The organism is Microbulbifer variabilis (assembly GCF_052467165.1).
In genome coordinates, this window is the sequence record NZ_CP174301.1 from 1,466,760 (window position 1) to 1,493,296 (window position 26,537).

The 26,537-nt window shown below is 48.3% G+C and carries 26 protein-coding genes; 25 read left to right on the forward strand and 1 reads right to left on the reverse strand.

The window, feature by feature from the left end; all coding sequences use genetic code 11:
• Window positions 1–18 precede the first annotated feature (18 nt).
• From ACJJIP_RS06460 to ACJJIP_RS06570, 23 genes are all read left to right on the forward strand, one after another.
• Complete coding sequence (locus ACJJIP_RS06460; RefSeq protein WP_444946444.1) at window positions 19–1,029, forward strand: major capsid protein; 1,011 nt, start codon at window positions 19–21, stop codon at window positions 1,027–1,029.
• Between the two features lie 38 nt (window positions 1,030–1,067).
• Complete coding sequence (locus tag ACJJIP_RS06465) at window positions 1,068–1,349, forward strand: hypothetical protein (protein WP_444946445.1); 282 nt, start codon at window positions 1,068–1,070, stop codon at window positions 1,347–1,349.
• 3 nt (window positions 1,350–1,352) lie between these two features.
• Window positions 1,353–1,871: a DnaT-like ssDNA-binding protein gene (locus ACJJIP_RS06470; RefSeq protein WP_444901245.1), complete on the forward strand. Its 519-nt coding sequence runs from the start codon at window positions 1,353–1,355 to the stop codon at window positions 1,869–1,871.
• Between the two features lie 3 nt (window positions 1,872–1,874).
• Window positions 1,875–2,255 (forward strand): hypothetical protein, encoded by a 381-nt coding sequence (locus tag ACJJIP_RS06475; RefSeq protein WP_282952981.1) that lies wholly within the window; start codon window positions 1,875–1,877, stop codon window positions 2,253–2,255.
• Window positions 2,252–2,632 (forward strand): hypothetical protein, encoded by a 381-nt coding sequence (locus tag ACJJIP_RS06480; protein WP_282952982.1) that lies wholly within the window; start codon window positions 2,252–2,254, stop codon window positions 2,630–2,632. The genes ACJJIP_RS06475 and ACJJIP_RS06480 overlap by 4 nt, the downstream gene beginning before the upstream one ends.
• 3 nt (window positions 2,633–2,635) lie before the next feature.
• Entirely contained in the window at window positions 2,636–3,040 is a 405-nt protein-coding gene (locus tag ACJJIP_RS06485) for a phage tail terminator-like protein (RefSeq protein ID WP_444901246.1), read from the forward strand.
• Between the two features lie 10 nt (window positions 3,041–3,050).
• Window positions 3,051–3,962: a phage tail tube protein gene (locus ACJJIP_RS06490; RefSeq protein ID WP_444946446.1), complete on the forward strand. Its 912-nt coding sequence runs from the start codon at window positions 3,051–3,053 to the stop codon at window positions 3,960–3,962.
• A complete protein-coding gene (locus ACJJIP_RS06495; RefSeq protein WP_444946447.1) occupies window positions 3,962–4,444 on the forward strand; it encodes a phage tail assembly chaperone in 483 nt (160 codons plus the stop codon). Before ACJJIP_RS06490 ends, ACJJIP_RS06495 begins: the two co-directional genes overlap by 1 nt.
• 38 nt (window positions 4,445–4,482) lie before the next feature.
• Complete coding sequence (locus tag ACJJIP_RS06500; RefSeq protein ID WP_444946448.1) at window positions 4,483–4,650, forward strand: phage tail assembly chaperone; 168 nt, start codon at window positions 4,483–4,485, stop codon at window positions 4,648–4,650.
• Entirely contained in the window at window positions 4,640–7,246 is a 2,607-nt protein-coding gene (locus tag ACJJIP_RS06505) for a tape measure protein (protein WP_444946449.1), read from the forward strand. The genes ACJJIP_RS06500 and ACJJIP_RS06505 overlap by 11 nt, the downstream gene beginning before the upstream one ends.
• Before the next feature lie 14 nt (window positions 7,247–7,260).
• Window positions 7,261–7,641 (forward strand): hypothetical protein, encoded by a 381-nt coding sequence (locus ACJJIP_RS06510; protein ID WP_444946450.1) that lies wholly within the window; start codon window positions 7,261–7,263, stop codon window positions 7,639–7,641.
• A gap of 2 nt (window positions 7,642–7,643) precedes the next feature.
• On the forward strand, window positions 7,644–12,704 hold the full coding sequence (locus ACJJIP_RS06515; RefSeq protein WP_444946451.1) for a hypothetical protein: 5,061 nt from the start codon (window positions 7,644–7,646) through the stop codon (window positions 12,702–12,704).
• A 15-nt stretch (window positions 12,705–12,719) separates the two neighbouring features.
• The gene (locus ACJJIP_RS06520) at window positions 12,720–13,103 is read left to right on the forward strand and encodes a hypothetical protein (protein WP_444946452.1); all 384 of its coding nucleotides are present in this window, start codon (window positions 12,720–12,722) and stop codon (window positions 13,101–13,103) included.
• Window positions 13,104–13,424: 321 nt separating this feature from the next.
• Window positions 13,425–14,390 (forward strand): hypothetical protein, encoded by a 966-nt coding sequence (locus ACJJIP_RS06525; RefSeq protein WP_444946453.1) that lies wholly within the window; start codon window positions 13,425–13,427, stop codon window positions 14,388–14,390.
• 289 nt (window positions 14,391–14,679) lie between these two features.
• Window positions 14,680–15,660, forward strand: coding sequence for a right-handed parallel beta-helix repeat-containing protein (locus ACJJIP_RS06530; RefSeq protein ID WP_444946454.1), 981 nt, complete (start codon window positions 14,680–14,682; stop codon window positions 15,658–15,660).
• Between the two features lie 199 nt (window positions 15,661–15,859).
• Window positions 15,860–16,141: a hypothetical protein gene (locus ACJJIP_RS06535; protein ID WP_444946455.1), complete on the forward strand. Its 282-nt coding sequence runs from the start codon at window positions 15,860–15,862 to the stop codon at window positions 16,139–16,141.
• 457 nt (window positions 16,142–16,598) lie between these two features.
• Window positions 16,599–17,381 (forward strand): hypothetical protein, encoded by a 783-nt coding sequence (locus ACJJIP_RS06540; RefSeq protein ID WP_444946456.1) that lies wholly within the window; start codon window positions 16,599–16,601, stop codon window positions 17,379–17,381.
• 69 nt (window positions 17,382–17,450) lie between these two features.
• The gene (gene tnpA, locus ACJJIP_RS06545; RefSeq protein ID WP_444946457.1) at window positions 17,451–17,741 is read left to right on the forward strand and encodes an IS66 family insertion sequence element accessory protein TnpA; all 291 of its coding nucleotides are present in this window, start codon (window positions 17,451–17,453) and stop codon (window positions 17,739–17,741) included.
• Between the two features lie 5 nt (window positions 17,742–17,746).
• Entirely contained in the window at window positions 17,747–18,097 is a 351-nt protein-coding gene (gene tnpB / locus ACJJIP_RS06550) for an IS66 family insertion sequence element accessory protein TnpB (protein WP_444946458.1), read from the forward strand.
• Window positions 18,098–18,165: 68 nt separating this feature from the next.
• Window positions 18,166–19,746, forward strand: coding sequence for an IS66 family transposase (gene tnpC / locus ACJJIP_RS06555; RefSeq protein WP_444946459.1), 1,581 nt, complete (start codon window positions 18,166–18,168; stop codon window positions 19,744–19,746).
• A gap of 259 nt (window positions 19,747–20,005) precedes the next feature.
• Window positions 20,006–21,007: an NmrA family NAD(P)-binding protein gene (locus ACJJIP_RS06560; protein ID WP_444946460.1), complete on the forward strand. Its 1,002-nt coding sequence runs from the start codon at window positions 20,006–20,008 to the stop codon at window positions 21,005–21,007.
• Window positions 21,008–21,048: 41 nt separating this feature from the next.
• Window positions 21,049–21,948 carry an NmrA family NAD(P)-binding protein gene (locus ACJJIP_RS06565; RefSeq protein ID WP_444946461.1) on the forward strand — a complete coding sequence of 300 codons (900 nt, stop codon included), beginning with the start codon at window positions 21,049–21,051 and terminating at the stop codon, window positions 21,946–21,948.
• 375 nt (window positions 21,949–22,323) lie between these two features.
• Window positions 22,324–23,208: an FAD-dependent oxidoreductase gene (locus ACJJIP_RS06570; protein WP_444946462.1), complete on the forward strand. Its 885-nt coding sequence runs from the start codon at window positions 22,324–22,326 to the stop codon at window positions 23,206–23,208.
• A gap of 1,027 nt (window positions 23,209–24,235) precedes the next feature.
• Here ACJJIP_RS06570 and ACJJIP_RS06575 read toward each other — a convergent pair.
• Window positions 24,236–24,508, reverse strand: a complete 273-nt coding sequence (locus tag ACJJIP_RS06575; RefSeq protein ID WP_444946463.1) for a site-specific integrase — start codon at window positions 24,506–24,508, stop codon at window positions 24,236–24,238.
• 1,174 nt (window positions 24,509–25,682) lie between these two features.
• Between ACJJIP_RS06575 and ACJJIP_RS06580 the strand changes: the two genes are divergently transcribed.
• The gene (locus tag ACJJIP_RS06580; protein WP_444946464.1) at window positions 25,683–26,015 is read left to right on the forward strand and encodes a hypothetical protein; all 333 of its coding nucleotides are present in this window, start codon (window positions 25,683–25,685) and stop codon (window positions 26,013–26,015) included.
• A gap of 78 nt (window positions 26,016–26,093) precedes the next feature.
• Window positions 26,094–26,477 (forward strand): hypothetical protein, encoded by a 384-nt coding sequence (locus ACJJIP_RS06585; protein WP_444946465.1) that lies wholly within the window; start codon window positions 26,094–26,096, stop codon window positions 26,475–26,477.
• Window positions 26,478–26,537 lie beyond the last annotated feature (60 nt).

The window sequence follows — 26,537 nt, forward strand, 5'->3', positions numbered from 1 at the left end:
ACCTAAAGGTTAAAAATTATGTTAACCCAACTATCCGATGTAGTTATCCCGGAAGTCTATTCCGATTATCAGGCAGAAAATGGACCTGAAAAAACAGTATTTTTCCAGTCAGGTGTTGCTGTCCGCAATGCAATGCTGGACCAGAAAGCGAACTCTGGCGGTGATACGCTGAATGTTCCTTTCTGGAGAGATCTGGACGCTTCTGTCGAGCCCAATTACAGCACTGACAATCCGGCCCAGAAAGCTTCGCCGCAAAAAGTTGTTGCGGGCAAACAAGTCGCACGTATGGCTTATATCAACCAGGGGTATAGCTCTGCGGATCTGTCCGGAGAAATTGCTGGTTCCGATCCAATGCAGCGTGTTCGCAATCGATTCGGCACTTATTGGATGCGTCAGTGGCAGCGCCGAGTAATTCCAGTCCTCAATGGCATCCTGGCAGATAACATCGCCAATGACGATGCGGATATGGTCGAGGATATTGCCATTGAAGATGGTAACAATGCCGGCGCAAGCAATGTGTTTAGCCGTACGGCCTTTACCGGTGCGGCATTTACCCTCGGTGACCGATTTGAGTCCATGTCTGCTATTGGTGTCCACTCGATGGTCTACAAGCGCATGGTGGATAACGATGATGTGGAATTTGTCCCTGACTCTAAAGGTGACCTAACAATTCCTACCTTTCTTGGTCGTCGCGTCATTCTGGATGACGGTATGCCGGTGATACCAGGTGGTACTAGCGGATTTAAATACACTTCTGTCTTGTTCGGTGCAGGTGCTCTCGGCTATGGCGAAGGCCAAGCAAAAACTCCGGTAGAGCTTGAGCGTGCGGCCAGTGAGGGCAACGGTGGAGGTGTGGAAACTCTATGGGAGCGCAAGAGCTGGCTGATACACCCGCTTGGCTTTAAATGGTTGGAGGCTTCCGTTTCTGGAGTGAGTCCTACTTGGGCAGAACTCGCTATGCCGAGCAACTGGGACCGGGTTGTTGATCGTAAAAATGTGCCCCTGGCTTTCCTAATCACCAACGGCTAACCGTGCCGGGGTTCGCCCCGGTTTTTCTGGAGATATCCATGCCCAGTATTAAAGAGCTTCTGACCAGTGCCAAGCGAATAGATCGCGGTATTGCTGCTAAAGCGAAAGAAGTGACAATAGCCGCCTCTGATTTCCCGGTATCTGTCGAACCGCCCAAAGTCCCTGTTAAAGTTATACAGGATGATGAAGAGGGTTTTGTTGTTGAACTGGAAGGCATCCAATTCACACCGGCACGAAATCAAGTGCGCGAAGACGGGACTCTTACATCCGGCGGCTTGAAGGCATTTGAGTCTGCTAAATCTGAGCTTACAGGCGACTAACCCATGGCCCTGATGATAGAAGATGGCAACGGTACTAATCCGAATGCCAACAGCTATGCCAACGTGCAAGACTTGCGCGACTATGCAGATGCACGTGGGGTAGACCTATCTGCGTTGTCGGACGAGCAGTGCGAGCCACTTCTTATCAGGGCCATGGATTTCTTAGAAGGCAAGCGAGATCGGTACAAGGGGCATATCTCTGTGCAGGGCCAGCCTCTGCAGTGGCCCCGCTCTGATGCTTGGGGAATTTCCTATCCAGATGCACTTTTCCCAAGTAATGAGATTCCGCGTGAGTTGGTGTATGCACAGTTGGCCCTGGCAATTGAGGCGAGAGAGAACGACTTGCAGCCCAACCGGCTACCAACCGATACCGGTCCGATAATCAAAGAGCGTGTAGAGGGGGCGGTAGATGTGGCCTATGCCGCGCCTGTACAACAACAGTTTACCCCCGCTTTTGCCAAGGTCGACGCTCTGCTTGCTCCACTCCTTAAAAACAACGGGCTTTTCCTAGTCCGGACATAACCTATGAGCGACTTCTACAACCGTATGGCCGATACGGCTCTACGGCTTATTGCGCGTTTTGGTTCTGAGCAAATCCTTCATGACATTATTCCGGGTGTATCTGATCCGGTTACCGGGCAGAGCTCAGGCGATACCCCCATAAATCAACCCGTCCAAGTGATTCTGCAGGACTACAACCTCAAAGAATCCGGCTTGATGTATGCAGAGGGCCAGAGCATTCAGCAAGGTGACAAAAAACTCATCATCGCTGCAGCTGGCTTGAAGTGGGCTCCAACCCTTACCACTGAAGCTGAGATTAACGGGGTTAAGTGGCAGGTGGTTAACATTAAAGAAGCCAATCCTGCAGGAACTCCATTGGTTTACTTCTGCCAGGTGCGCAAATGAAATTTTCAGCGAGCTTAAAACAATTCAATGAAGATGCCTTGGCCGAGGCTGATCGCTTATATCGGGCAACAAATATCGAGCTGTTTAACTCTGTTATTCGCGATACGCCGGTTGATACAGGTCGGGCTCGCGGCAATTGGCAGACGACTGTCGGCACTCCTGCTCAGAGCTCAAGCTTGCGGTTGGATAGGTCAGGTGCTGAGGCCCAGGCAGAGGTAATTCAGAATGTTAGCGGCCTGGACAAAGTGAATTATCTAATCAACAACTTGCCGTATATCCAGCCTCTGGAATATGGTCATTCAAAGCAGGCCCCAGCGGGTATGGTTCGCCGCAATGTCTTACGCATTAAATCGATCATCCGACGAATAATCAGATAATCCATGTACAGCAAAATCTATTCGGCCCTGGTGCAGCACTATGTATCGGGCGGGTTCGGCTTGCCTACTGGTTATGAAAATGACGGGTTTGAGCCGGATGTGGGTACACCTTATGCGGCCGTGTACAACCTGCCTGCAGATAGTTATCAGGACACTGTTGGCGAGATAGGCAGGGATGAGCGGGTAGGCATATTTCAGATCAGCATTTTCTATCCGGTAGGAAAAGGGCGAGGGGATGCCCTAGCAAAAGCGGATCAAATTCTCATGCACTTCAAAGCCGGTTCCTTTCCGGAGTACTCCGGCCAAATCGTAACTATTCAATCTTCAACCATCTCTCCCGGCAGGGTCGTAGATGGCTGGTATCAACTTGATATAAGCGCGTCCTGGACCGCTACAACTCTACGTTAGGAGCACACTAATGGCAGATGGCAGCCAACACTCAATGGCCTATGCGGCAGAGTCCACCTATGGCGTTACTCCAGCCTCACCTTCATTTAAGGCAATCCGAAATAAGGGGACCACTCTCGCTCTGACCAAAGAAGGGTCAGCAGATGAGGAGCTGCGCGATGACCGCCAGATAACCGACTATCGGCACATGAATAAGAGTGTCGGTGGCGATATCAATATAAACCTTTCCTATGGATCCTTTGATGATCTTCTCGAAGCAGTGAGCATGGGCACATGGACCAATGACAAGCTGACTGTTGGAGCAACACGTCGCAGCTTTACTATTGAGCGAAAGTTTGGAGGCATCCCTGATAAACCTTATCACCGCTATAAGGGCTGTGAGGTTAATACCTTAAATCTTACGGTTGCCCCTGGTGCCCGGGTAAGTGGCAGCTTTGGAATTATTGGGAAGGATATGAATCTTGGGGCTGCAGCCTTACCGGGGTCGACTTACGGGGATGCAACATCCACACAAGTTTTTGATTCATTCAAGGGTGTTATCAACGAGGGTTCAACTGACCTAGCCATAGTGACTGAAGTCACCCTTACTTTGGAAAACGGCCTCGAGTCACGCTATGTGATCGGTAGCGATACTACTGTCCAGCCGGGGGCAGGGCGCTCAAATGTCACCGGGCAGCTTTCAGCCTACTTCGAGAATTCAACGCTCCTTGAGAAGTTCCTCAACGAGGATGCTTCAAGCCTGGAGTTTAGTCTGGTTGATGCTGCTGGTAACTCTTACGTAATTACGCTCCCGAAAATTAAATATACCGGTGGTCAAGTCGATGTTTCAGGGGAGGGTGCAATTATTTTGCCCCTGCCATTCCAGGCAGTGTACGACGAAACTGAAGGGACTAATTTAATCATCGAAAGGATAGCAGCCTAATGAAAGCCAGCGATTTTTATACCCGGGAGAAAGGTAATAAAGGGGTTAAATTACCACTTTACACTCCTGAAGGAGCAGCCACAGAGCATTACCTGGAAGTCTTAAGTGTTGATTCAGATGCATTCCAGATGGCTCAGTCAGAGATGCAGCGAAACCTGGCAACGGCCAATCTAGAGGAAGATAAGACGAAACGGTTTGAGCTTGTGCGGGAGGCTAAAGTTGCTGCAGCGGCTGCATTGGTAATTGGCTGGTCCCTTGAAGATGATTTCAACCAGGAAGCTGTTAAGGAGCTATTAGTTGAGGCACCACAATTAGTTGACCAGATTGATCGCGCAGCCAGTAATCGCGCACTTTTTTTCGCCAGCGGCAGCAAGTCTTCATCGACTGGGCCTGCTGCCAGTTCCGGCTCGACAAAATCCCGAAAGGGTGCAAAGAAAGCCTCCGCCAGCAACTCCAGCAGGTCCAAGAAACAACAGGCATAACGCCACCGGAACTTAAGACCGAAGAACCCCCTGAGGGTTTGATTTACCTCTTCCATTACTACCGCGAGATTCGCGGAACCGAACCCCTCACTTTCACCGAGATTCAGAACTGGAGCCAGCTCACTCAGCGCAATGTATCTGCGTGGGAGGTCTCTGTAATTCGTGCTCTCGATATTAATTACTGGGCTCAACAAAATGCCGATTGATCAAATTGCTCGCCTGGGTATCCGTGTAGAGGCCGAAGGGCCGGATGCTGCCCGTAGAAAACTGGATGCGATGGAACGCTCCGGAGTAAAGGCTGAAAGGACTGTGGAGAGCCTTGGGCGCAGTAGTGGTGAGGCTAGCGGTCGCATTGAAACCATGGCCACGAGCAGTAACTTACTAGCCGGTGCTCTCACGGCTATCGGTGCTGCTCTGTCTATTCGAGAGATCGTTCAGTACACGGATACTTGGACCAATCTCACTAACCGTTTAAGGCTGGTGACTGATAGCACTCAAGAGTTGGCAGATGTTCAACAGAGCCTGGTCGAGATTGCATTTGAGACCCGTGGCTCTTTGGATTCCACCGCCGTTTTGTATCAGCGCTTGGCGCAATCGGCGGGTGAATTGTTTGACGGCCAGGAAGACATTCTTGCGGTCACCAAGACCATTAGCCAGGCCATGCTTGTGTCTGGTGCCTCAGCTCAAGAAAGCGCTGGAGCGTTGCGCCAACTAGCCCAAGGCCTTGCTTCAGGGGTTCTTCGTGGGGATGAGTTCAACTCTGTAATGGAGAACGCTCCAAGGCTGCAACAAGCCCTGATAGATCACCTCAACCTCACTAGTGATGCCGCTGGCTCTGCTGCGGGTAAGTTGAGGAATATGGCCGGGGAAGGGGAGTTAAGCGCCAGGACATTAGTTGAGGCTTTCAGGGCAGCTGCTGAAGATATCAATGCTGAAGCTTCTGGGATGGAAACCACTATCGGCCAGAGCATGCAGCAGTTAACCAATAATATAACTGTTGCTGTCGGTCAATTGAGTAATGCTTCGGGTGCGGCCACATCGGTTGCAGGCGCAATCAGCGGGCTTGCTGAAAATCTAAAAGCATTTGGAAATGATGCAGAAGCGGTGCGCGAAGTTGCTAATGGTATGGAGTTCGCACTGACTGCAGTTGCCGCAATCCTCGCTGGAAAGTTCGCGGGCGCTATTAGCAAGCAAGTTGTTCAGATGGGTCTACTGAATGCGGCCACTTACAAAACCACAATTCAAACCAATGCGCTTGGCCAAGCTATTGGTCGTACTACGATAGCGACTCGAACGGCGACCGTTGCCGCTACGGGATTAAAATCTGCATTTGCATTCATGGGCGGTCCTGTTGGTGTAATAACAGTTGCCGCATTGTCATTAGTTTCTTGGAGTAGTGGAGCTGAGGCAGCGGAAAGGCGAGCTGAATCGCTTTCTGGAAAAATTTCTCAGCTGGAGCGTAAATATAAAGACCTGACCACAGCGCAGCGCGAAGCAATCAAGCTAGAAATTGCTGAAGAAAAACGCTCCATTAATAAAAAAATTGCTTCATTGGTGGAGAGGCGTACGAACTTACAGTATGGGGCAGTCAATAGTAACGATGGTATTCGCCGGGTAGATAATTCTAGCCAGATAACAAAAATTAATAGTCAGATTGACACACTTAACCAGTCGTTGCAGGAGGCCGAAGACCGCTTAGCCAATCTCGGTAAACCTAAGTCTCTCACTGATAACAATGAGCCTACGTCACTCACGTCCGACAGTGGCCAGCCCGGCTCAAGCTCAGTCGATGTTAGAGATGACCTTCCAGCCTTAGAGCGAGCACTACAGGAGCAATTCGAACGCACGGTCCAAAAGCGACTGGATACGGTTAATAACCTGCGCCAGAGCCTAATGACAGAGGAAGAGGCCATTGCTGAAAGCTACCGACGCCGCAATCGAATTATTGAAGAAAATGTGCATGATCCAGAGAAGCGTGAAGAGCTTTTGCAGCGTAGCAAGGAACAGCTTGATGAGGAAATTGATGCTCGCCTTCAAGGTCTAAGGGAATCATGGCTCACAGAAAATGAACTTCTTCAAGTTCGGCACGATGAGGAAATGGAAATCCTCGATCAGGGTTACATCTCCAAACGAGAACTATTAGCTGAGCATCTAGAAGCTACCCGGGCAACCGAAGAAGAATCTCGCCAAGCCAGTTTGGCGCTCGAAGGTGAGTATCAGCGCAACCTAACTTTTCTGGAATCCAAACACGCTAAAGACCGTGAAAAGCTCGAGCAGAAAAGCTCAAGAAAGCGAGTGGGTATCATCACGGGGACATTGCAGGAAATCCTCTCGTATGTAGACAGCAATAACCGTACTGTTTTTTTAATGCAGCGTGGATTGGCAGCCGCACAAGCAGTTATTAATGCGGAAGCTGCTGCTGTGGCCGCACTGGCCCCACCACCGTTAGGGCTTGGACCTGTCGCTGGAGCTGGCTTGGCTACCGCTGTTAAGGCTAAGGGTTATTTGTCAGCTGCCGCTATCGCTGCCACAGCTATTAGCGGAGGTGGTGGCAGCTCTACAAGCTCAGGAGCAACAGCATCCAGCAGCTTGACCTCACCCACTGCACCGCTGGCCTCAAATGATCAGATCTCAACCAGCACTGAGCAACAAACTGGAACTCAGGTCATTTTCAATATTGATGGCGATGTAAATAGCGATAACGCCGAGAGTTTAGTAGAGAAATTCAAAGAGCTGATTAATGAACAAGATGTCGTAATCATAAATGCAGATTCTCGTCAGGCCCAGGAGCTGGCCGGTTAATTCAAGGACCACATATGCCAAGTATTAGTTACACCCCGACACGAGAGTTGGTAGACGGTTCGAGCGGGTCTCTCTCTTTTACTGCGACAAGATGCAATCGCACTCCAAAATCTACTGGTAAAGAGCACACAGCCCTATCCGGAAATACCGAAAGTGTTCTGTATCGGCGAGATATTGAATGGCAAATATCAGTTTCGCCATTCTTCGAAAACCAGTTGCAGTTATGGAGAGAGTTTGAGGCGAGCTGTGCCAATGGTGAAGCATTTGAACTGGATACTTCAGATATTCCAGGAGGCAGAGAGACCGCTGTATGCCGATTAAAGCGTAACGGTTTCCGTGAGATGCGGCAGGGTGCGTTTGAGTTCTATGTGACGTTTACAGCTATTGAGGTGTAGGAGTGCGCAACAATTCTGAGATCTTCGATCTACATAATCAAGCTGCACAGCGTGAGTTGCGCCTGGTCATTGAGATCGGCTATGACCTGCCATTGTATATCACCAGCCATAACAATATTCCCGGCCTTCCAGCCAATGCCATTCATGGGGCACTAAATAAATGCAGTGCAACCAGTCAAAAGTTAGTTCCTGAACAGGGTCGCGCAGAAATTGGAGCTATTTCCTTTGAAGTCGTGGATATCGGTGGTCAGCTGTCTTATGTGCTGCGCGATGAGCTGGAGCAGGGTAAAGGCATTAAGGGCCGCACGGTACGTCTGTATCAGGGTTTTGCCGGACTCGACTGGGCGGATTTTCGCCTGGAACAAACCCAGATTGCCGAGGAATCCATTTCCTACGCTGAGGGCATCTACCGCGTGCGCTGCCGGGATATTCAGCGGGAGATGCGTCACGATATTTTTGTACCTAATATGACGCGCCTGGCTGCTAATTTTGGCAAAGCAGATACCACCCTACAGGTATTCGATACCAGCAGCTTTGAAGCCAATCCGCATACTCTGGCCTATGGTGATGCCCCTGGCCAATCGGTGTATTACCTGAAAATTAAATATCAGGACGGTTTCGAGATTGTGCGCGCAACCGGTAAAACGAGCAGTAGCTTTACCAACTGTACGCGCGGCCTGTTCGGCACCTTTGCCCGAGACCATGAGTTACCTGAAAACAGTGACGACGAAAGCGGCGTAGAAGTTGAAGAATTTATCTACCTGGAAGGCCCTGGCCCCCAGCTGGCCTATGCATTGCTGACCGGAAATATTCTTGGTACCAATAACGTACTGCCTAGCAACTGGCACTTAGGCATAGATCCCGCCTTTGTGGTGCTGGATGAGTTCGAAAATATTGGGGCAGATTGGTATAAGCCCGGCGACCACAGCAAGGGCAAAATCCTGCGCTTTGATGGTCTGGAAGAAACCGACGGCAAGAAGTTTATCGAGACCGAGATTAATTTATTGCTCGGTGCCTTTATGCCGGTTAATGCGGCTGGCCAGCTAGGTTTTCGCCGTATGGCTGGGGTGCTGGCTGAATCCGGCACAGTAGCCACCATCGGCCCCGATGATGTGAAAAGCCTGGGTGAACTCAAATACAACCTGGCTGGAGTGCGCAATATCTTCTCGGTGCAATGGAGCTGGTTTGAACAACCGGGCTTTGATGGAAAGTTTCTGCGCTCGAATAATTTAGTTGATGCGGACTCGGTGGCTATTCATGGTGAGGCCAAGCAACACACGCTAAAGTTTCGCGGCCTGCACAATTCCCGTCATACCTATACCACAATAAAAAACACTTTCGATGCCCTGCGCGATCGTTTCGCCGGCCCACCTTTAAGCCTGCGTTTGGGATTACTGCCCAGTAACAATGACCTGGAAGTGGGGGATATTGTACGGGTGAGCCTGCCGCAGTTGCGTGACCACTCCCAGAACGTAGACAACGGCACTTTGAACCGCGCTATGGAAGTACAGCGCATCAGTATCGATCAGGTGAGCGGTGCAGTATCCGTAGATCTATTCGGCAGCTACCAGCCTGCGGGCATGATTGCCGATCAGGCCGACAGCACCAGCGCAGAATTACCGGATGCCTGGTACAGCGCTGAAGGTTCGGCCATGAAGGCCAGTGGTTTGAGTATCGATGCCAGCGGCTTTTTAACTGCTGACGGCACCTTAATCGGCAATGGCGATAGCCGCGTAATTTATTACTACCCGGGTGATCTTACGATACCTGTAGGACGCACACTTTCTGTGAGCAGCAATATTGAGCTGCGTGTGCGCGGTGTATTGCAAATTGACGGCACTTTACAAGGAATCCCCGCCAATAATGGCGTGGGCTTTCTCGGCTCCTGCTACGGCGGTGCTGGCCAGTTAAAAAATGCACGGGAGATTGTCAATCGAGGAACGGCCAGAGGGGCTTGGGGGAAAACTGTCAGAGGCCGCAATGAAGTAATGCCGCCCCTTAATATCGAGAATAACGGCGGAGATTTACAAGGTATCCCTGACGACATATCCGGTTCTGGTGGAGCTCGCGGTGGTCACTCCTCTTTCTATTCCTTTGATGGCAGTTATGAACCCAGTGGCCGCGGTGGTTTAGGTGGAATGGGCGGTGCGGGTATTGTTGTAATAGCGCGAGGTGTCGCCATTGGTGTCAGCGGCAAAATAGAAAACTCCGGTGAAGATGGCAGCCCCGGTACTACTGGCGATAGCAATGTAATTCAGGTGCCTGGAGGCAGTGGCGGCGGTGGTGCCCCTGGCGGCATAGTGCTGTTGATAGACGGTACTCAAAACCCCATGCCAATCCTCAGTAACAGCAAAATAATCGCATGTTATGGGGAAAGCCCGGATAGCCCTGGTAATGCGGGACACGGGGGCACCTGTTTGGGCACCAATGCCGCGCGCCTGATGTTTGTGCCCAAGTCTCGCATACCCTATACCGACTATGAAGACCCGGCCTTAGATCCTGAAGTACAGGAGGCAATCGACAAGGCCGAAGCCGCTCAGGCGGATGCTGATGCCGCACTGACAGACCTGGATAACATCGCCGCCGATGGTGTTCTGCATCAAAACGAAAAGCTCATCGTGATTCGTGAGTATGCCCAGCTTCAGGCAGAGCAAGCGGGTATTGAAGCGCAGGCAGATGGTGCCGGTTTGGTTATCGAAAAAGGCAACTACTCCGGCAACCTGGCAGCCCTCACTAGTTACCTGGGGGGCTTATCTCCCATCTGGAACGATACCGCAGCCAGCACTTCTATCAGCCGCACAATATGGAATGCTAATTGGGAGGCGGTGTACAGCGCTCGCCAAGTCCTACTCAACGCTATCGCCCAACAGGCACGCGAGGCGGGCATGGTCGGGGCCACGCTGCAGTTTCAGTGGGACGGACGACCTACCGGGTTACTTTGGCCTACCAATACCAACTATGCAGGCGGCACCAAGTATTCTTTTAATGCCACTGCTGGCCAAGGCTTTATCCATGTGTTGGCATACGATGCCGAGGGTGGTCCGCGTGTTGGTTTGAATGGTGCGCAGGTTGGGGTAATGAGTGGGCCGAATGATACAACCCAGTGGTACAGCTTCCCGGTCACTCTTCAAGCTGGTGCCAATGAAATCTCTATCTGGTCTAACGCCGCAGACGGGGGAAGTTATGGCGGTATCGTGGTTACCCTCGGCGGTAGTGGTGACCCCGAGGCATTGTTGGGCGTGTCTGCAGCGGATGCCAAAGCCGAGGCCGCCGCAAATGCTGCTGCTGAAGCCAAAACTGATGCCGCGGCTGCTCTATTAGACCTCAGCAATATTGCCGCAGATGGCAAACTGCACCCAACAGAGAAATTAACCGCAGTACGTGAATATAACCAGATCCTGGCAGAGCAGGGCGATATCGAAGGACAGGCCAATAGCTACGGCATTACCACTGAGAAAACCAACTACAGCGGCGCAATAACAGCACTCTCCAGTTATCTGAGCGGCGCAGGTCTGGGCAATACCTCAACAGTCACCAGCATTGATCGCAGCACCTGGAAAGCCAAATGGCAGGCGGTATACAGCACACGACAAAAGGTGCTGATTAAGATCGATCAGATTGCTGGAGCCCGTGCAGACTGGGAAGAAATTTACGGGACCAATAAACCCGAAGACGGTGCCACCGTTGGCGCTACCGCACAGGAGCGCGCGCAAATCCGCTCAATGCGAAATACCTTTTTAGAGGATTTTTCTGATAGTAATTATCCGCAGTATTGGGAAAATTATGCTAGTGGCACTCAGGCTTTATACACAGACAGTAGCCAAGTAAAGATTGGTGGTAGCGCGGCTCGTCTTGTTGATTCTGTGACAATGTTGCATCAGGAGAAAATCCCTTTTGACCCCAGTAAGTTGTACCGGCTTGAGGCCAGGGTTTATGTGTATAGCAATGGTGATGCTGATCGCACCATGTATGCCGGCGTGGCCGGGTACGATGGTGCGGGCAAGCTCTGTAACGCCACCGGCGTCGAAAATGTAAGCAGCCAGCACTACATTTTGGGTGCAGGTTTAAATCTAGTAGGGCAGTACTGGCAGACGCTGGTGGCCTATGTCAAAGGCAATGCTAGTGGCAATGCTGAATACAGTGGCGCCAGAGGGGCAAACCATATTGGCAACCCGGCCAAGCTGCAGAACAAAGTACGTTTTATTACCCCGATTTTTTATTGTAATTATCCGACTAAAGCGGGCGTTACCTTAATTGATTATGTAAAAATCGATGTGGTGGAAGTGCAGGACCAGCGCAACCTGCCGATGATTCAAGCTAGCATTGCTAGCCTGCCCACCAGCTCTGCGCTGTCCGCTAACGATGCTGGCAGTACAGCAACCATTACCATCGCCTCCCACTTGGTACAGTTTGGTTTCGGCCCTATCAGCTACAACGCCGGCAGCATTACTGGGTTGTCCTTCAACACTACGTACTACGTATACTGCGATGATCCAGGCACTCAGGGCGGTGCGGTGACCTATTACGCAACTACCAACATTTACCAGCTGGCCGGTAACACCTGGCGCCGAAATGTAGGAACCATAAGAACGCCTAGCAATGGGGGGGGAACCACAGTACCCCGAGACCCCTGGTGCGTTGCCGCAGGCAGTTGGCTGCGCGAGGGTTTGCTAGCGGATAACTGTGAAAGCGGCGACCTGATCAATTGCTGGGATACTGGCGACGACGATACCCACTTAAGCCCCATTATTGGCGGGGTAGATGCAGAGCCAGAAATACCCTGCGTATTGCTCACCACAGAAAGCGGTGCCCAGGTAATTTGCAGCCGCGAAACTCCCGTTACTGATCGTACTGGCCAAGTGTACGAGGCTCAAAACTGCGAGGGCGTTGAGCTGGGTGTACTGCATGAAGAAGAACCGCTCACCTGGGAGCGTGTCGAGCGGGTCGAATGTGCCGGCCTGCGTACCGTGTACAAGGTCTCTGTTGGTGGCAAGAGCTATGCTGCTGGCGTAAATCCATTACACCGCATTATCACCCATAACGGCGTACATAAATCTGATTAAGCAAAGGAATAGATAATGCCCAGCTTTTCCCCTATAACAGTGCCAGGCCTGGAGGCCTGGCAGTTCGCCTACACCATCGACGAAGGCCACAGTGCCGGCACTATTGTACGCGCAACGGTAACCCAGACCACGGAGCCTACCAACAACGAAGCTCAGGCTGCTGCAGTACTTAAATGTACGATTGCCGTAATCGACAACCAAAATACAGTACAAACTGATGGTGCCGGCGATCTAATGTCCAGCGTTTATGTAACCACCAAGACTCTGCAGACTGATGCAGGTCAGCCGGTAAACGTTGCTGATCACGCTGCTGATTTAGTAGCGAGTTGTATTGTCGAGGTTGCCAACCGCCTGGCTGTGCATAGCTCTATTGCGGCGATGGCGATACCGAGTGGGTGATTGGAGCTCCCACTTGAGTCCTAGAAGGCGGGGAGGATGTCAGGCTCTGCAGGTTTATCGATTCAACTAGAAGTACCTCTTATCGTAAAAGGTAACAAATGTTGTTTTTCAAACTTTATTCCTAGTAGTTTGGCTATTTAATCTCATGGCGATTTATCAGTTTTCGGTAAAGCTTAAGCCTGCAGTTAGAAGCTGTTTTAACAGCACAGCTTTAAATGTCATATCTCTGTTGCCTTTTGCGTATAAACATAGGATGTTTCGCGTGAGAAGCTGTTACGGAGAGCAGTCAGGGCTTGTCGATAGAAAGTAGAGGATTTACTTATGAAGACATTAACCCCCATCGCCGCAGCTATGTTAGTAGCATTTAGCGTAAATACTTTTGCGGATAATAATACCGCCGTACTATTTCAGGTTGGCAACGGCAATATGGCCACTGCTGATCAATCAGACGGGACTGTCCACAATAACTTAATTGTGCAGGAGCAAATTGGTACTTCTAATGATTCAGATGCCTCTCAAACTACTAGTACTAATAACAGTGTGGCGACGCATTTACAAGTCGGGGAATTGAATTCTTCGTTCTCTGAACAACAGGATGGTACTTCACATAGTAGTATTTTTATCAGTCAAACAGGCTCTATGAACGTGGCTGGCGTTGGTCAAGGTGATGTCACAGGAAGTAGTGTTTTGGTTAATCAAACAGGCTCTATGAACGGGGCTAGCGTTGGTCAAGGTGATGTTACAGGAACTAGTGTTTTGGTTAATCAAACAGGCTCTATGAACACGGTTGGCGTTGGCCAAGGTGTGGTTACAGGAACTAGTGTTTTGGTTAATCAAACAGGCTCTATGAACACGGCTGGCGTTGGCCAAGGTTTGGTTACAGGAAGTAGTGTTTTGGTTAATCAAACAGGCTCTATGAACACGGTTGGCGTTGGCCAAGGTGATGTCACAGGAAGTAGTGTTTTGGTTAGTCAAACAGGCTCTATGAACGCGGCTGGCGTTGGCCAAAGTAATGTCACAGCAAGTAGTGGCTTGATGAATCAGATAGGAGAAATGAATGAAGCGGAGATCAGTCAAGTAAATGGAACCGTCTTGAGCTTTGCCAATATTAATCAGGCTGGCTCAATGAATATGGCAGATATTGCCCAAACGGGTGCTGCTCTTAGCCTTGCTTCTACCACTCAGCTAGGTAGCAATAATATGCACACAACAACTCAAACCGGTGTTGGTCAAACCGCTATAGTCATACAGATTGGCAATGGCAACATGGGCACGATTACCCAATAGCGCCCCTTCTTCCACCTCCTTGACACCCTCTCAAAACAATAGAGGGGGTGTTATGCGACTGATTCTACTGATCGTCTTTTCTGCCGTTTTATCTGGCTGCCTAGAGGTTGAGGCTAACAGTAGTAGCGACTACGACCGCCATGAGTGGCTACCACGATGAACATTTGATAACCAAGCCGGCCGCCATCTTCATGGCGAGAGCTATTTGGGTGTTGAGTTAGCGGAAATGGTATTTAACTTCTAATCTGTAATCGATATTAACATTGACTTAGTCAAAAGGAATTAAAAAATGATTTTAAAAGTGCCTGCCTTTAGTTTATGGCCCATCGCACTTGGCACCCTATCAATAGGAATATCCTCTCAGTCCTTGGCTGTAAGCTGTTATGATGTGATCAAAACACCCGCCATCCTTACGGAAAACCTTCAATGTGAGCTGTCTGATGCGAATCCTTATGCTCTCACTATTGCTGGTCCAGGCGGAAATTTAAGGATGATTGGTGATGGTGGGATTACATGTACTGGCAGTGTCACCAATGAAAAATTCGGAATATTTATTAAGGGTAGTTCTCACTCAGTAACTGGTGGAACTATTTCTAACTGCCCAGGGGGTATTCTGGTAGGGGGGGTAGGATTTCACTCTATCCTTTATGTTGAAATTCTCGATTATTTGGTTGACGATGCTATACAAGTTGACAGTAATTTTAATCTTATCCAGGGAAATACGATCCTTGGAAATAAGGTGGATGGGGATGATGGAATTGATTCAAATGGCGATAACAATTTTATCATTCAAAATACGGTGATTGACTCTGGAGGTGAGGGAATAATAGTCGAAGGTAACTCCGTAACAGTCACCTTAAATGAGGTAGTAGGTAGTGCCTCGGCCGGTATTGATTTTGAAGGTTTAAACGGGACTATCACCTACAATACCTTGCTGGAGAATGATTTACATGGTATTGAGGTCGATACCAGTGGAGCTTTTGTTTTTCAAAATACTTCAAGTCACAATATGGCAGCAGGTATTGAAATTGAAGGCTCCAATAATGTTGTCAGAGGGAATACGTCAAACAATAATGGCACTGTTGGAATATTAGTGAGTGATCAACTTCCTGAAAGCTCCAATAACACTATAAGGGAAAATGTTGCTCTAGGTAATCCCATTGATTTAGAAGACCCTTTCGCTGACAGCTTTTGCGATAATTTGATTAACGATTGGGGTAATAATACTGCGGATTCTTCCTCTCCGGCTTGTCTTCGCTTTTTGCCCTAGTATATCTGGGGCCTCCCTCTAGCTTCCTCATGTACGACTCCTCAAAACAATGAGGAGTTGTCATGCGTCTGATTTTACCTATCATCTTATCTATTGTTTTGTCTGGCAGTTTTGATATAGAGGCTAACATCAGTAAAGGCTATGACCGCCATGAGTGGCTGTCACGTTGGTCTGACTCTGGCAAAGCACCCGTCATGAGTTGCTAGTTCGGTTTTCCCTGGCTCCGGTTATCTTCACCAATGACAAGCGCTGCAGGGTCGATACTGGCCTATGGCTGAACCCTTACATAGGCCAGTTCTTTAGTCTGGCTTCTGACTTAGATGTTGAGCATATTGCTGAAGACCCTGAGAATCTGTGGCTAGTCGACGATGGCCGAAACCAGAGCAAGGGCGATAAGGATCCAGATAAGTGGATGCCACCCTATAAGCCCGTTCAGGCCATCTACGTGCAGAAGTTTATGGTGAGAGCGCCTTTATCTTGAGGGAAGCTGGTGGCAGTATATCGCTTCTAGCTGTAATTATGCTTTTATGAGACTTCCATCAATATACTTATTTAACCACTATTTTTATGAACTTATTTCCTAGTAAATTAAGATTTTTATCCTATGGTTCCTAGCCTAATACTCTGCAAGACTTATCCCGTTGGTTTTGTTTGAGTACGATTTTAGGTGTCAGAATTACTTGATTAACTCAGAGATAGATTTATCCAACCTTATAAATTGAAGTAAGGGTTGGTTTTGCTCTTTCCAGACTCTTTCTATGCGCTGATAGTATCCATAGCAATATATGATTTTACTGTTTGATGAATACAGTATTAGTTCGCTGGCTACTAAATCAATCATTTCGATACGTAGTATTAAATCGTACGAAAATGACTGCCGTGCTCAACGATGACCACAAGATGTATATATGTGTACAACTATTGTATAAGGGTTACTAATGAAGAAGTTAATCTCTCTAGCTACTGCCGTGTCTGCTGTAATTGGTCTAGATGCCTTTGCGGGAAACAATACAGCGATATTAATTCAAGTTGGGTCCGATAATATAGCTAACTCAAATCAAGTAGATCCAACTACTCATAACAATCTCATTACCCAAACACAGATTGGTGTTTCTAATGGTTCGGATATATCTCAAACCACAGGCACCAACAATAGTACAGTAAACCATATACAAGTTGGGGAGTTAAATAGTTCAGAATCTATACAAGAGGATAATACTGCACTTAGTCTTATTTCAATTAGTCAGCTAGGACAAGGAAATATAACATACGCTGAGCAAGTAGATACTACTTTAGGCGCTGCTATCATTAATCAAATAGGTACTATGAATAATGCTGATATTGGCCAAGGTACAACCATAGTCAGTAGTGCTTTGATTAACCAAGTTGGTACTATGAATATGGCTATTTCTGGGCAAAGTGAAACAATGGCGACTAGTGCCTGGATTAATCAGCTGGGCTCTATGAACGATGCTACTACTAGTCAAGGTGCAACTATTGCAAGTAGTGCTTTAATAAATCAAGGAGGGGCAATGAATACAGCCTTCCTAGCTCAGGGGGATACTATTGCTAGTATTGCTTTTATCAACCAAGCAGGCTCACAGAATACAAACTTTCTTGCTCAGAGTGAAGTAACAGCGAGCAGTGCCCTAATTGATCAAATAGGTCTAGGGAATAATGCCACCCTTGTTCAAGGTCAAACAACCGTAAGCGGTACATGAACCACATTATTCAACTTGCTCTGGCAGGCTGTCATGATACCCCCTCCATCAACTTCGGAGGAAAGCCCCGTGAATCAGCAGCAATGGCAAACCCATATCAGGGCCTACGAGAAAAGCTCTCAATCCAAGCGCGCCTATACTCGTAAACACAACCTAAACTACAGCCAGTTCCTCTACTGGTACCGCAATCTGTCCGAACAATCTCCTGTGTCTGATAGCTGTGACTTTGTTCCCGTGGATATCAAGCCCTCTGTAGCCCCTGCGGGAAACCTGGGCGTATTGGAGTTCCCCAATGGCATAAAGCTGGTGATCAATAGTCCGGTGTTGTTGGCGCAAATCCCTGGCCTTATGGACCTGTAAATACGATGTGGCTACCGTTTAACACCAAAGTCTGGTTTTACCGTCAGCCGATCGATTTTCGCAAACAGATTGATGGTATCGTGCTGCTGGTGGCTGATACGTTACATAAAGATCCGACATCCGGTCAGCTCTTTGTCTTTCGCAATAAAAAGGCCGATAAAATTCGTATGCTCTACTGGGAAGATAATGGATTTTGGCTCCTTTATAAGCGAAATGAGAAGTCGAGGTTTATCTTTCCTAGCATTTCAAATGATGCCATAGAGTTGTCGATTTCACAGCTACAGTGGCTGCTTTCTGGGTTGGACTTTACTCAGCAAGAAGAACCAGAAAAACTCTATTTTTCACGCTTTTACTGATACGTATAGAGCATTGAAAATAGTTTCCCATGGTATAATCCACACATAAATTAACATCGGAAAACCCAATGGCTACCGGTGATACGCTACAGTGCCAAGTTGAACAGCTCACACGTGAACTCAAACATTCGCTCCAACGGTGCGAGCAGTTTGAAAAGGCTTACAGTCAGCTATTGTTTCAATTCAAACAACTGCAGCGCTCTCTCTTTGGTCGACGCTCTGAGCGATACGAAGACCCTGATGATCCACAGGGGTTGTTATTCGACAGTGCAGAAGTTCGGGATGAAGGTTCTGTAGAGGAAAATGATGCTGATAGCGACAAAGACCAGGATACTGTGGTTAGTATTGCGGCACACAAGCGTCATAAGAAAACAAAGAAGAGCTTTGCCGAGCACCTGCCAAGAAAAGAGGTGGTAATCCCTGTCTCAGAACAGGATAAAACCTGTGCATGTGGCTGCCAAAAGAATCTCGTTGATTACGAACGTCATGAGCGCTTGAACTACATACCCCCGGTATATGAGGTGATTGTCGAGTTGCGGGAGAAGGTGGCCTGCCCCAAAGGCTGTGCAGGCCAAATAGTTATTGCTCCCAAGCCAAAGCATATCCTACCCAAGGGTAAGTTTACCGAATCCGTTCTAGCCCACCTCATAGTCAGCAAGGTTGATGATCGACAGCCGCTCTATCACCTGGAAAAACAGTTTGAGACCCGCGCCGGCTTTAGTTTTCCCCGTCAAACCATGGCTCGTACTGTTATCGATTGTGCTACTCCCCTACAACCACTGATCAATTTGCTAAAAGACGACGTCATTGGCTACGATATTGGAGCTTTGGATGTCACATCACTGCAGGTTCTTAATGAACCTGGCCGGCCACCAACCCGAAAATCTTATGCCTACTGTTTCCGAGGTGGCCCTCCAGAAAAGGAAGCGATCCTCTATGAATATAATGCCGCTGATCATAAAAATTTCATAAATGACTGGTTTGCCGGCTTTAAAGGCACGCTGCATTGTGATGCTGATCCATTTTTTGAGTTGTTATTTGAGCAGGCAGCTGTAAACCCAAATCATTGCAATGCTCATGCCCGACGAAAATTTGAACCCATAGCAAGAGCGGCACAAGGGGATGGGCTGGCAAAGCAGGCAATGCACTTTTATAAGAAGCTCTATCGGATTGAGAGGAAGGCCAAAGAGAATCAGCTGACCGCAAAGCAGCGACACGATTTACGACAAGAGGAGTCCAGGCCGATTATGACTGCCTTTAAGTACTGGCTGGATGAGCACCATCCGCAAGTGTTACCTAAATCCCCGCTGGGAAAGGCAATGAATTACTGCCTGAAATATTGGGATGGGCTATGTGCATCCCTCAACGATGGCCGCCTAGAAATCGACAACAATTTGACTGAACAGGAAATCAAACCCTTTGTCATGGCTCGTAAGAACTTCCTATTTGCATCTTCGGTCAATGGCGCTAAAGCACTGTGTCTACACTTCAGTTTGATTCGCACTGCCAAACTCCACGGCCTTGACCCCTACAGGTATTATGTGGAGGTGCTTAAGCAGATTCCACACTGTCAGTCCGTTGAGGATTATGAGGCATTATTACCCTGGAACATCCAGCTTGAAAAGGTTGGGCTGGCAGTAGTCGCGTAATGTAGGGGCGTTGCCAGCAAGAAGGCTGGCGCAAGCTGCACCCGCCATGTTTCTGGATTGACGTCACTTCTTGTTTAGCTTCGGTGACTGGCTACTCAAGAACCCAACTTGAGTACCTCGAATAGAGTACTCACCTGTGGCCTAGTAAGATCGCTTACGAACAGTGACTTTTAAGGAAGCTCAAAGCTAGAAAAAGAAACTAATGACAAAGAATTATTAAACGAAGACGTTATTCTACTACTTCAATAGGTGTTGATCTATGTCCAAAACAATTGCAATTATCGGTGGAACTGGAGCAATGGGGCGTGCGGTTGTTAATGCCCTTCTGGGAGATACAGATAATGAGTGGTTAATCAAAATATTAACACGTAATGCAAATAGCGAACGTGCAAATAATATGAAGGAGTCTAGTTCTGATCGAATAAGCTTTGTTACTGGTAACCTGGAAGATAAAGAGAGCCTTGAGACATTAATGAAAGGGGGGTACGGGGTTTTCTCAAATACTAATTTTTGGTCAGCTGGTGAAAAATCCGTGGCACGTGAGCGGTCACAAGGGTTAAGAGCCCTGGAAGTTGCAGAGCAGACAGGTGTGGAGCTATTTATTCACTCTTCACTTGACGCGGCTTCAAACCTGTCCAATGGTGCACTACCTGTTCCACACTATGATGCAAAGGCCTCGGTTGAGCATGAAATAGACTGGCACAGGTCAGAGGAATTCTTTAGTCAAAAAGAAAATGGCTGGTATACAAAGCATGTTTCAGTATTAGTCACAGAGCCCTATATCGAAAACTTTCAGAGTATCTTCCTACCAGAGCCAGGAAAACTCAAAGATGGGCGCGAGGGGCTCATTTTTCGTGGTCCATTGGCGGGAGATGCTATATGGCAAATGGTTGCACTTGACGATATCGGAGCTTTCGCGCGCATTATGTTTTCAGATGCAAAGACATGGGGCGGCAGAACTCTGCGTATAGGATCTGACGCTCTGAAAATGTCAGAGGTGGCGGCTAAGTTTGAGGCCGTTACCGGCATACCAGCCGAATACTCACCTCTGAGCGATGAGGAATTTATGGCCTCTGGTCAACCTAATGCACATGATGTTCTTAATAACTTCCTTTTCTATCGTCTTGGATATGCAGCTCCTCGGGACTACGATGCTCTAAGGAAGATCTACCCAGGCCTTCATAGCTTCGAGAGCTGGCTTCGTGAGACTGGATGGCGCGGTAAAGCTGGGGACGTTCAAAAAGATGCAATCAGTGGTTAAAAAGTTGCTTTCAATGCATCATTACTGTGAGAAATTTCTAGATGAATATACATAAGAAAAGGCGCCTTCTTGTTATAGGTGCCACAGGGAAGGTTGGTGCGGAAGTTGTTCGTACGTTAACTCAGGATACGAATATTCAGACAGTCGCAGCAATCCGCCGGAATGACCAGGCTCAATCCATGCTAGACATAGGCGCCGAACCTGTTCAGCTTGATCTAGATGACATAAGTACCGTTGAAAAAGCTGTAGCTGGTATAGATGGAATTCTTCTAATGACAGGTTATACCGTTGATATGATGAAGCATTCCAAGCGGGTGATTGATTCGGCTAAACGCGCCAAAGTCGACCATATAGTCCATATTGGTGCTTCTGGAGCTGACACAGCTGAAGTCTCCCATTGGGGTTGGCACCAGATGATCGAGGCTTATATCGAGAAACAGGGATTCAGGTTTACTCATTTGCGGCCCGAAGGGTTCATGCAGAACTTAATCAGCTTTGGGTGGCTACAACCCGGTACCTTAACTAACTTGATCGGCGATGCGCGGTGGTGTTGGGTTGATGCACGTGACGTGGCAGCAATAGCCGCGGCGGCACTAATGCGCCCTGACAAGTTTAGTGGTCAGGTCTGGCGCCTTGGCTATGATGCCACCACCATGTCCGAAGTTGCCGAGATGATTAGTAAGCTGGCTGGGCAGCCCATAAAGTTAGAGCAATTGGACCCCCAGGTATTTTATGAATCCGCCGTGGCTTCTGGTGCTGATCCAGCTTATATGGCGTGTATTCGAGATCAGTTTCGCTTGAATGCAGCTGGCGCTATCCCTGATGCTGATAAAACATTTGACGAAACAGCTTTTAAAGCAGCTATTGGCCGCCTCCCCTCAACTTGGCCAGACTTTATCCAGAGAAACGCTGAGGTCTTAAAGGCTGCAGCAATCTCGTAAATCGAAAAATAGCCTCGACTTGGTTTCGTTTGGTCGCCCCTTATTAGCAATCGAGATTATACACTCCGTATCGCTTCAGGAGCACCGCTCGCGCCTGAGGCATCGCGTGAGTCGTGGCACGGAGGTGGCGAAAGTGGCTATATCGATTTTCCCGGACTAAAGACAGGTGCCTAAGCTGTTCTAATTTTTACGTAAAAATGGAGACCCTAAAACCACGATCATAGTCTCTTGGCTGCATGAGCAATCAAAGTACATCAGAAAATTGAATTTTACCGTCGGTGTTTTTCATCAAAGTGTGAATAAGACGCCCGACTGCGACACGATTGACGACCTGTTAGCTAAGGGCTTCACTGATATTGAAATAAAGGAAGTTTCATGTCTGGGGAAATACATTCAGTAAAGTTGTTTGGGCGTAAAGGAAGTACGGAAGGATATAGTTTACGAGAGTTTCTTCAGCGCCATGTTGTTAGTTTTGAATGGATAGAAATAGCTTCTGAAGAAACCTGTTTGAAAAATATTGGTATATCTGATGTGAATAACGTCAGGTTTTCTGTCGTTCAATTTGCAGATGGTTCACTCCTATTTAATCCCTCTGTTAGAGATGTGGCAAATCGTCTCGGATATATTGCTCTTCCTCGCTTGAAAGAATATGACGTCTCCATTTACGGCGCGGGGCCAGCTGGCTTAAGTGCAGCTGTTTATGCTGCCTCAGAGGGGTTAAGCACGGTAGTAATCGAACGACATGCTGTTGGGGGGCAAGCGGGTACCAGTTCAATGATTGAAAATTATATGGGTTTTCCACAAGGTATCAGTGGTGCCGAACTGGCAGATAGGGCCCGTGAACAAGCTTTGAAGTTTGGTGCAGAAATTATCCTTATGAGTGAAGGAATTAAGGGTGAGTTCAAAAATGGACGTATTCACGGGCAATTAGCTGATGGAAGCAAGATGTTAGCTAAAGCCAATATATGTGCCACTGGTGTTGAGTATCGTAGACTTGAATTAGATCGTGAAGAACACTTTCTTGGAAAGGGGGTATTTTATGGTGCTGGAGTTTCCGAAGCACCATTATGTAAAGGTGAAACAATTTATATTGTAGGGGGCGCAAATTCAGCAGGTCAGGCTGCAATGCATATTACGAATTTTGCTGAAAATGTAGTTATGCTTGTACGCGGTTCGAGTTTAAAAGGAACAATGTCGAAATATCTATCCGACCGTGTTGCTAACAATAGTAAGCGGTACATGAACCACATTATTCATTAAAGTATGTAGTTTGCGTACCGCTTACCTTTCTTGCTCAGAGTGAAGTAACAGCGAGCAGTGCCCTAATTGATCAAATAGGTCTAGGGAATAATGCCACCCTTGTTCAAGGTCAAACAACCACAAGTAGTGCCTCGGTCATTCAAGTCGGTACGGGGAATAATACAGATTTGTTTCAAATTGAGACTACTGCTAGCGCCGCTGTTAGCAATCAATTTGGTTCCATGAATACTGTAGGTATCTCTCAAACGGGAGCTACTTTGAGTACAGCGATAACTTCTCAAATAGGTAGTAATAATAGTTACTCAACTACACAGACAGGAATTGGTCAAACAGCTATTGTCGTGCAAATTGGCAATGGAAATATGGGCTCTACGATGCAGTAGTAAGTGGCAGTAAATATTGAAGAGTATTTTAAGCAGCCTCTTGTATTGGCCACAATTATCTCTGAGTAAATTACACGCCCCCAGTAGATGACTGATGTTAGATGGATGATAGCCATGATGAGTATTTAACAGGCAGTCCGTCCTCTATACTCGCAGCAATGGTAACTCTAAGTAGGGGTATCTTCGATAGCAATTTTCGTGCTGCTGACTGATCTTTGGCACGAGTAGTAAGAAACGTTGTGGTAGAGGTACTTGATGGGCAGCTGGCATGCAAAATCTTGGACTTGAAGCGAGGCCGGCTATTGTCGGCCAATGGCAATTACAAGCCAATACCGGTCTGGGAGGGCCAAGAATTGCTAGTTGAGGGGGTGGTTAAGGCGTCAATCCGGTATCACCGTACCGCTTAGCAAAGTAGTGTATGCCTGTACAGTTTCGTCACTATTTTCGACGCTGCTTGCATAGGCGGCTATTCCAACTATAAAATCTTTTAAAACCAATGGGTTAGGTTTTTGTACCAGTGCTTCTGGGGGTGTGGTGGTCGTCGGTTCAAATCCGGCCGCTCCGACCATCTTTCTCTATATCTCATGCGGCTTTCAGCCAGTTTTCCCGATTGAGCGTACAAAAACCCCGTAAAAAACTCTCAATCACTTCCGCAGCGGTAGTTTTGGGTCGATGCTGATACCCACTTCTTTGTATTCCCGCTCATGTCCACCGAGATAAAACTTCTCAGTAATTTCCGCATCTGTATGGGCGCATATTTCTGCAATCTCTTCCGGGCTGTGACCGGATTTCTTGAGCAGGTGAGAGGCTAGGGCGCGCAACTCGTGAAAGGTTGGCCTGGCGCTATTGGGTAAGTCCTGGCGAACCTCTGCGGTGTCTCGCGCCTCTTTAAATTGGTTTGATAGCCTTGCTGGCATTAACCTGCACTAATGTTCATCTTGCTTCGCCCGCGGCTGTCTTTTCTTTGGTTGATATGAAACCGCAAAAGGGCACCGGTAGTTTTGAAGGGAAAGCTGTCGGGCTTGGTTTATTATCTGGCGTAAACCAGGGTGGTGATTATAAGACCAGCGCAAATATGTAGCCCTCTCCTCGCCGCGTTGATTAATTGACTTCTCAACCCCTTTATCAATACCAGCATCGGTTACATGCTTATCCAGCCGCAAGCTGCACACATCACCACGGCGCATAGTTGTAAGCAGTGATAAATCATTAGCGATTTGGCTTTCTAATTGACGCTCCTGATGGTATTCGCACCGCTATGAATGTCTGTAGAGAATCCGAGGAACGAGAAGCATTTTTTGAGGGCGTCAGAAAGAGACTTTTTTGGCAGCCTCTTTATCTTCGAAAAAATACTTATTTTATATGACCAATAGATGCGAGGTATATGGCCGTAGTTTTCAACATGACCGCCCACTCCATCGACCATGTACCAGAGGCGGAGCCTGATTGTATGGGTGAGGTTGTGGCCAATTTCCTGACCTTCCACAATTATTGGTGCGCTCCGGTCGTCTCGCTCTCCACAATTTCATAACCCCAACCAATTCCGGTTGATCCCGATATTTCGGTGGCTTTCTCAACCATGGTTATATAGTTGATACTGGCGGTTTTGCGGCCTTATAACGTTGATTCTTTTACAAAGCGAGCGTCAGTTTTCTTTACTCGCTGCCAGATACTTAGATTCTCAGACATTTTGCTCACTCCCGTGATTAAAGAGGGAGGCTTAAACATCAAGCCGCCCGGACATATCCATATTCAGTTGCTAAAGGCTCCAGCTCCTCACGCAATTCTTTTGCAACTTGCTTTGCGCATTCGTCAGTAAACCTGGAGCTAAGATTTCCGGCTTCACACTGGTCTTTTTTATTTATAGCGAGGAGTTCGCCGAGCTTGTCTTTGTCGTACTACGTGTAGTGCGATGATCCGGATACTCAGGGCGGCGCTGTTACCTATTACGCAACCACCAACATTTACCAGCTGGCCGGTAACACCTGGCGCCGAAATGTAGGAACCATTAAAACCCCGAGCAACGGCGGCGGCACCACGGTACCCAGAGACCCCTGGTGCGTTGCCGCAGGAAGCTGGCTGCGCGAAGGTTTGCTAGCGGACAACTGTGAAAGCGGAGCCCTGATCGACTGCTGGGATACAGGCGACGAGGACACCCACCGAAGCTCCATTATTGGCGCAGTAAATACAGAGCCAGAAATACCCCGTGTATTGCTCACCACAGAAAGCGGTGCCCAGGTAATTTGCAGCCGTGAAACCCCCGTTACTGATCGTACTGGCCAAGTGTACGAGGCTCAAAACTGTCAGGGGGTTGAGCTGGGTGTACTGCATGAAGATGAGCCTTTGACGTGGGAAACCGTCGAGCGGGTCGAATGTGCCGGCCTGCGTACTGTGTACAAGGTCTCTGTAGGTGGCAAGAGCTAAGCTGCTGGCGAAAATCCATTACACCGCATAATCACTCACAACGGCGTACATAAATCTGATTAAGCAAAGGAATAGATAATGCACAGCTTTTCCCCGATAACAGTGCCAGGCCTGGTGGCCTGGCAGTTCGCCTACACCATCGATGACGGCCACAGTGCGGGCACTATTGTGCGTGCAACGGTAACCCAGATCACAGAGCCCACCAATAGCGATGCTCAAGCGGCTGCAGTGCTTAAATGCACCATTGCCGTCATTGATGATCAGAATAATGTACAGACTGATGGCGCTGGTGATCTGATGTCCAGCGTTTATGTAACCATCAAGACTCTGCAGACCGATGCGGGCCAGCCGGTAATCGTCGCCGACCATGCCGCTGATTTGGTAGCGAGCTGCATTGTCGAAGTGGCTAACCGTCTGGCTGTGCATAACTCGATTGTGGCTATAGCGATTCCGAGCGGGTGATACTAGCTGTGGTTTTCAGTAGTGGAGAGGGCGTGCCGCCGGTGCGAAAGCTCAAATTAT

Bases quoted from the DNA above. Each gene is read 5' to 3' on its own strand.
- ACJJIP_RS06460 (WP_444946444.1), top strand. From the start codon at position 19: ATGTTAACCCAACTATCCGATGTAGTTATCCCGGAAGTCTATTCCGAT.
- ACJJIP_RS06465 (WP_444946445.1), top strand. From the start codon at position 1,068: ATGCCCAGTATTAAAGAGCTTCTGACCAGTGCCAAGCGAATAGATCGC.
- ACJJIP_RS06470 (WP_444901245.1), top strand. From the start codon at position 1,353: ATGGCCCTGATGATAGAAGATGGCAACGGTACTAATCCGAATGCCAAC.
- ACJJIP_RS06475 (WP_282952981.1), top strand. From the start codon at position 1,875: ATGAGCGACTTCTACAACCGTATGGCCGATACGGCTCTACGGCTTATT.
- ACJJIP_RS06480 (WP_282952982.1), top strand. From the start codon at position 2,252: ATGAAATTTTCAGCGAGCTTAAAACAATTCAATGAAGATGCCTTGGCC.
- ACJJIP_RS06485 (WP_444901246.1), top strand. From the start codon at position 2,636: ATGTACAGCAAAATCTATTCGGCCCTGGTGCAGCACTATGTATCGGGC.
- ACJJIP_RS06490 (WP_444946446.1), top strand. From the start codon at position 3,051: ATGGCAGATGGCAGCCAACACTCAATGGCCTATGCGGCAGAGTCCACC.
- ACJJIP_RS06495 (WP_444946447.1), top strand. From the start codon at position 3,962: ATGAAAGCCAGCGATTTTTATACCCGGGAGAAAGGTAATAAAGGGGTT.
- ACJJIP_RS06505 (WP_444946449.1), top strand. From the start codon at position 4,640: ATGCCGATTGATCAAATTGCTCGCCTGGGTATCCGTGTAGAGGCCGAA.
- ACJJIP_RS06510 (WP_444946450.1), top strand. From the start codon at position 7,261: ATGCCAAGTATTAGTTACACCCCGACACGAGAGTTGGTAGACGGTTCG.
- ACJJIP_RS06520 (WP_444946452.1), top strand. From the start codon at position 12,720: ATGCCCAGCTTTTCCCCTATAACAGTGCCAGGCCTGGAGGCCTGGCAG.
- ACJJIP_RS06525 (WP_444946453.1), top strand. From the start codon at position 13,425: ATGAAGACATTAACCCCCATCGCCGCAGCTATGTTAGTAGCATTTAGC.
- ACJJIP_RS06530 (WP_444946454.1), top strand. From the start codon at position 14,680: ATGATTTTAAAAGTGCCTGCCTTTAGTTTATGGCCCATCGCACTTGGC.
- ACJJIP_RS06540 (WP_444946456.1), top strand. From the start codon at position 16,599: ATGAAGAAGTTAATCTCTCTAGCTACTGCCGTGTCTGCTGTAATTGGT.
- tnpB (WP_444946458.1), top strand. From the start codon at position 17,747: ATGTGGCTACCGTTTAACACCAAAGTCTGGTTTTACCGTCAGCCGATC.
- tnpC (WP_444946459.1), top strand. From the start codon at position 18,166: ATGGCTACCGGTGATACGCTACAGTGCCAAGTTGAACAGCTCACACGT.
- ACJJIP_RS06560 (WP_444946460.1), top strand. From the start codon at position 20,006: ATGTCCAAAACAATTGCAATTATCGGTGGAACTGGAGCAATGGGGCGT.
- ACJJIP_RS06565 (WP_444946461.1), top strand. From the start codon at position 21,049: ATGAATATACATAAGAAAAGGCGCCTTCTTGTTATAGGTGCCACAGGG.
- ACJJIP_RS06570 (WP_444946462.1), top strand. From the start codon at position 22,324: ATGTCTGGGGAAATACATTCAGTAAAGTTGTTTGGGCGTAAAGGAAGT.
- ACJJIP_RS06575 (WP_444946463.1), bottom strand. From the start codon at position 24,508: ATGCCAGCAAGGCTATCAAACCAATTTAAAGAGGCGCGAGACACCGCA.
- ACJJIP_RS06585 (WP_444946465.1), top strand. From the start codon at position 26,094: ATGCACAGCTTTTCCCCGATAACAGTGCCAGGCCTGGTGGCCTGGCAG.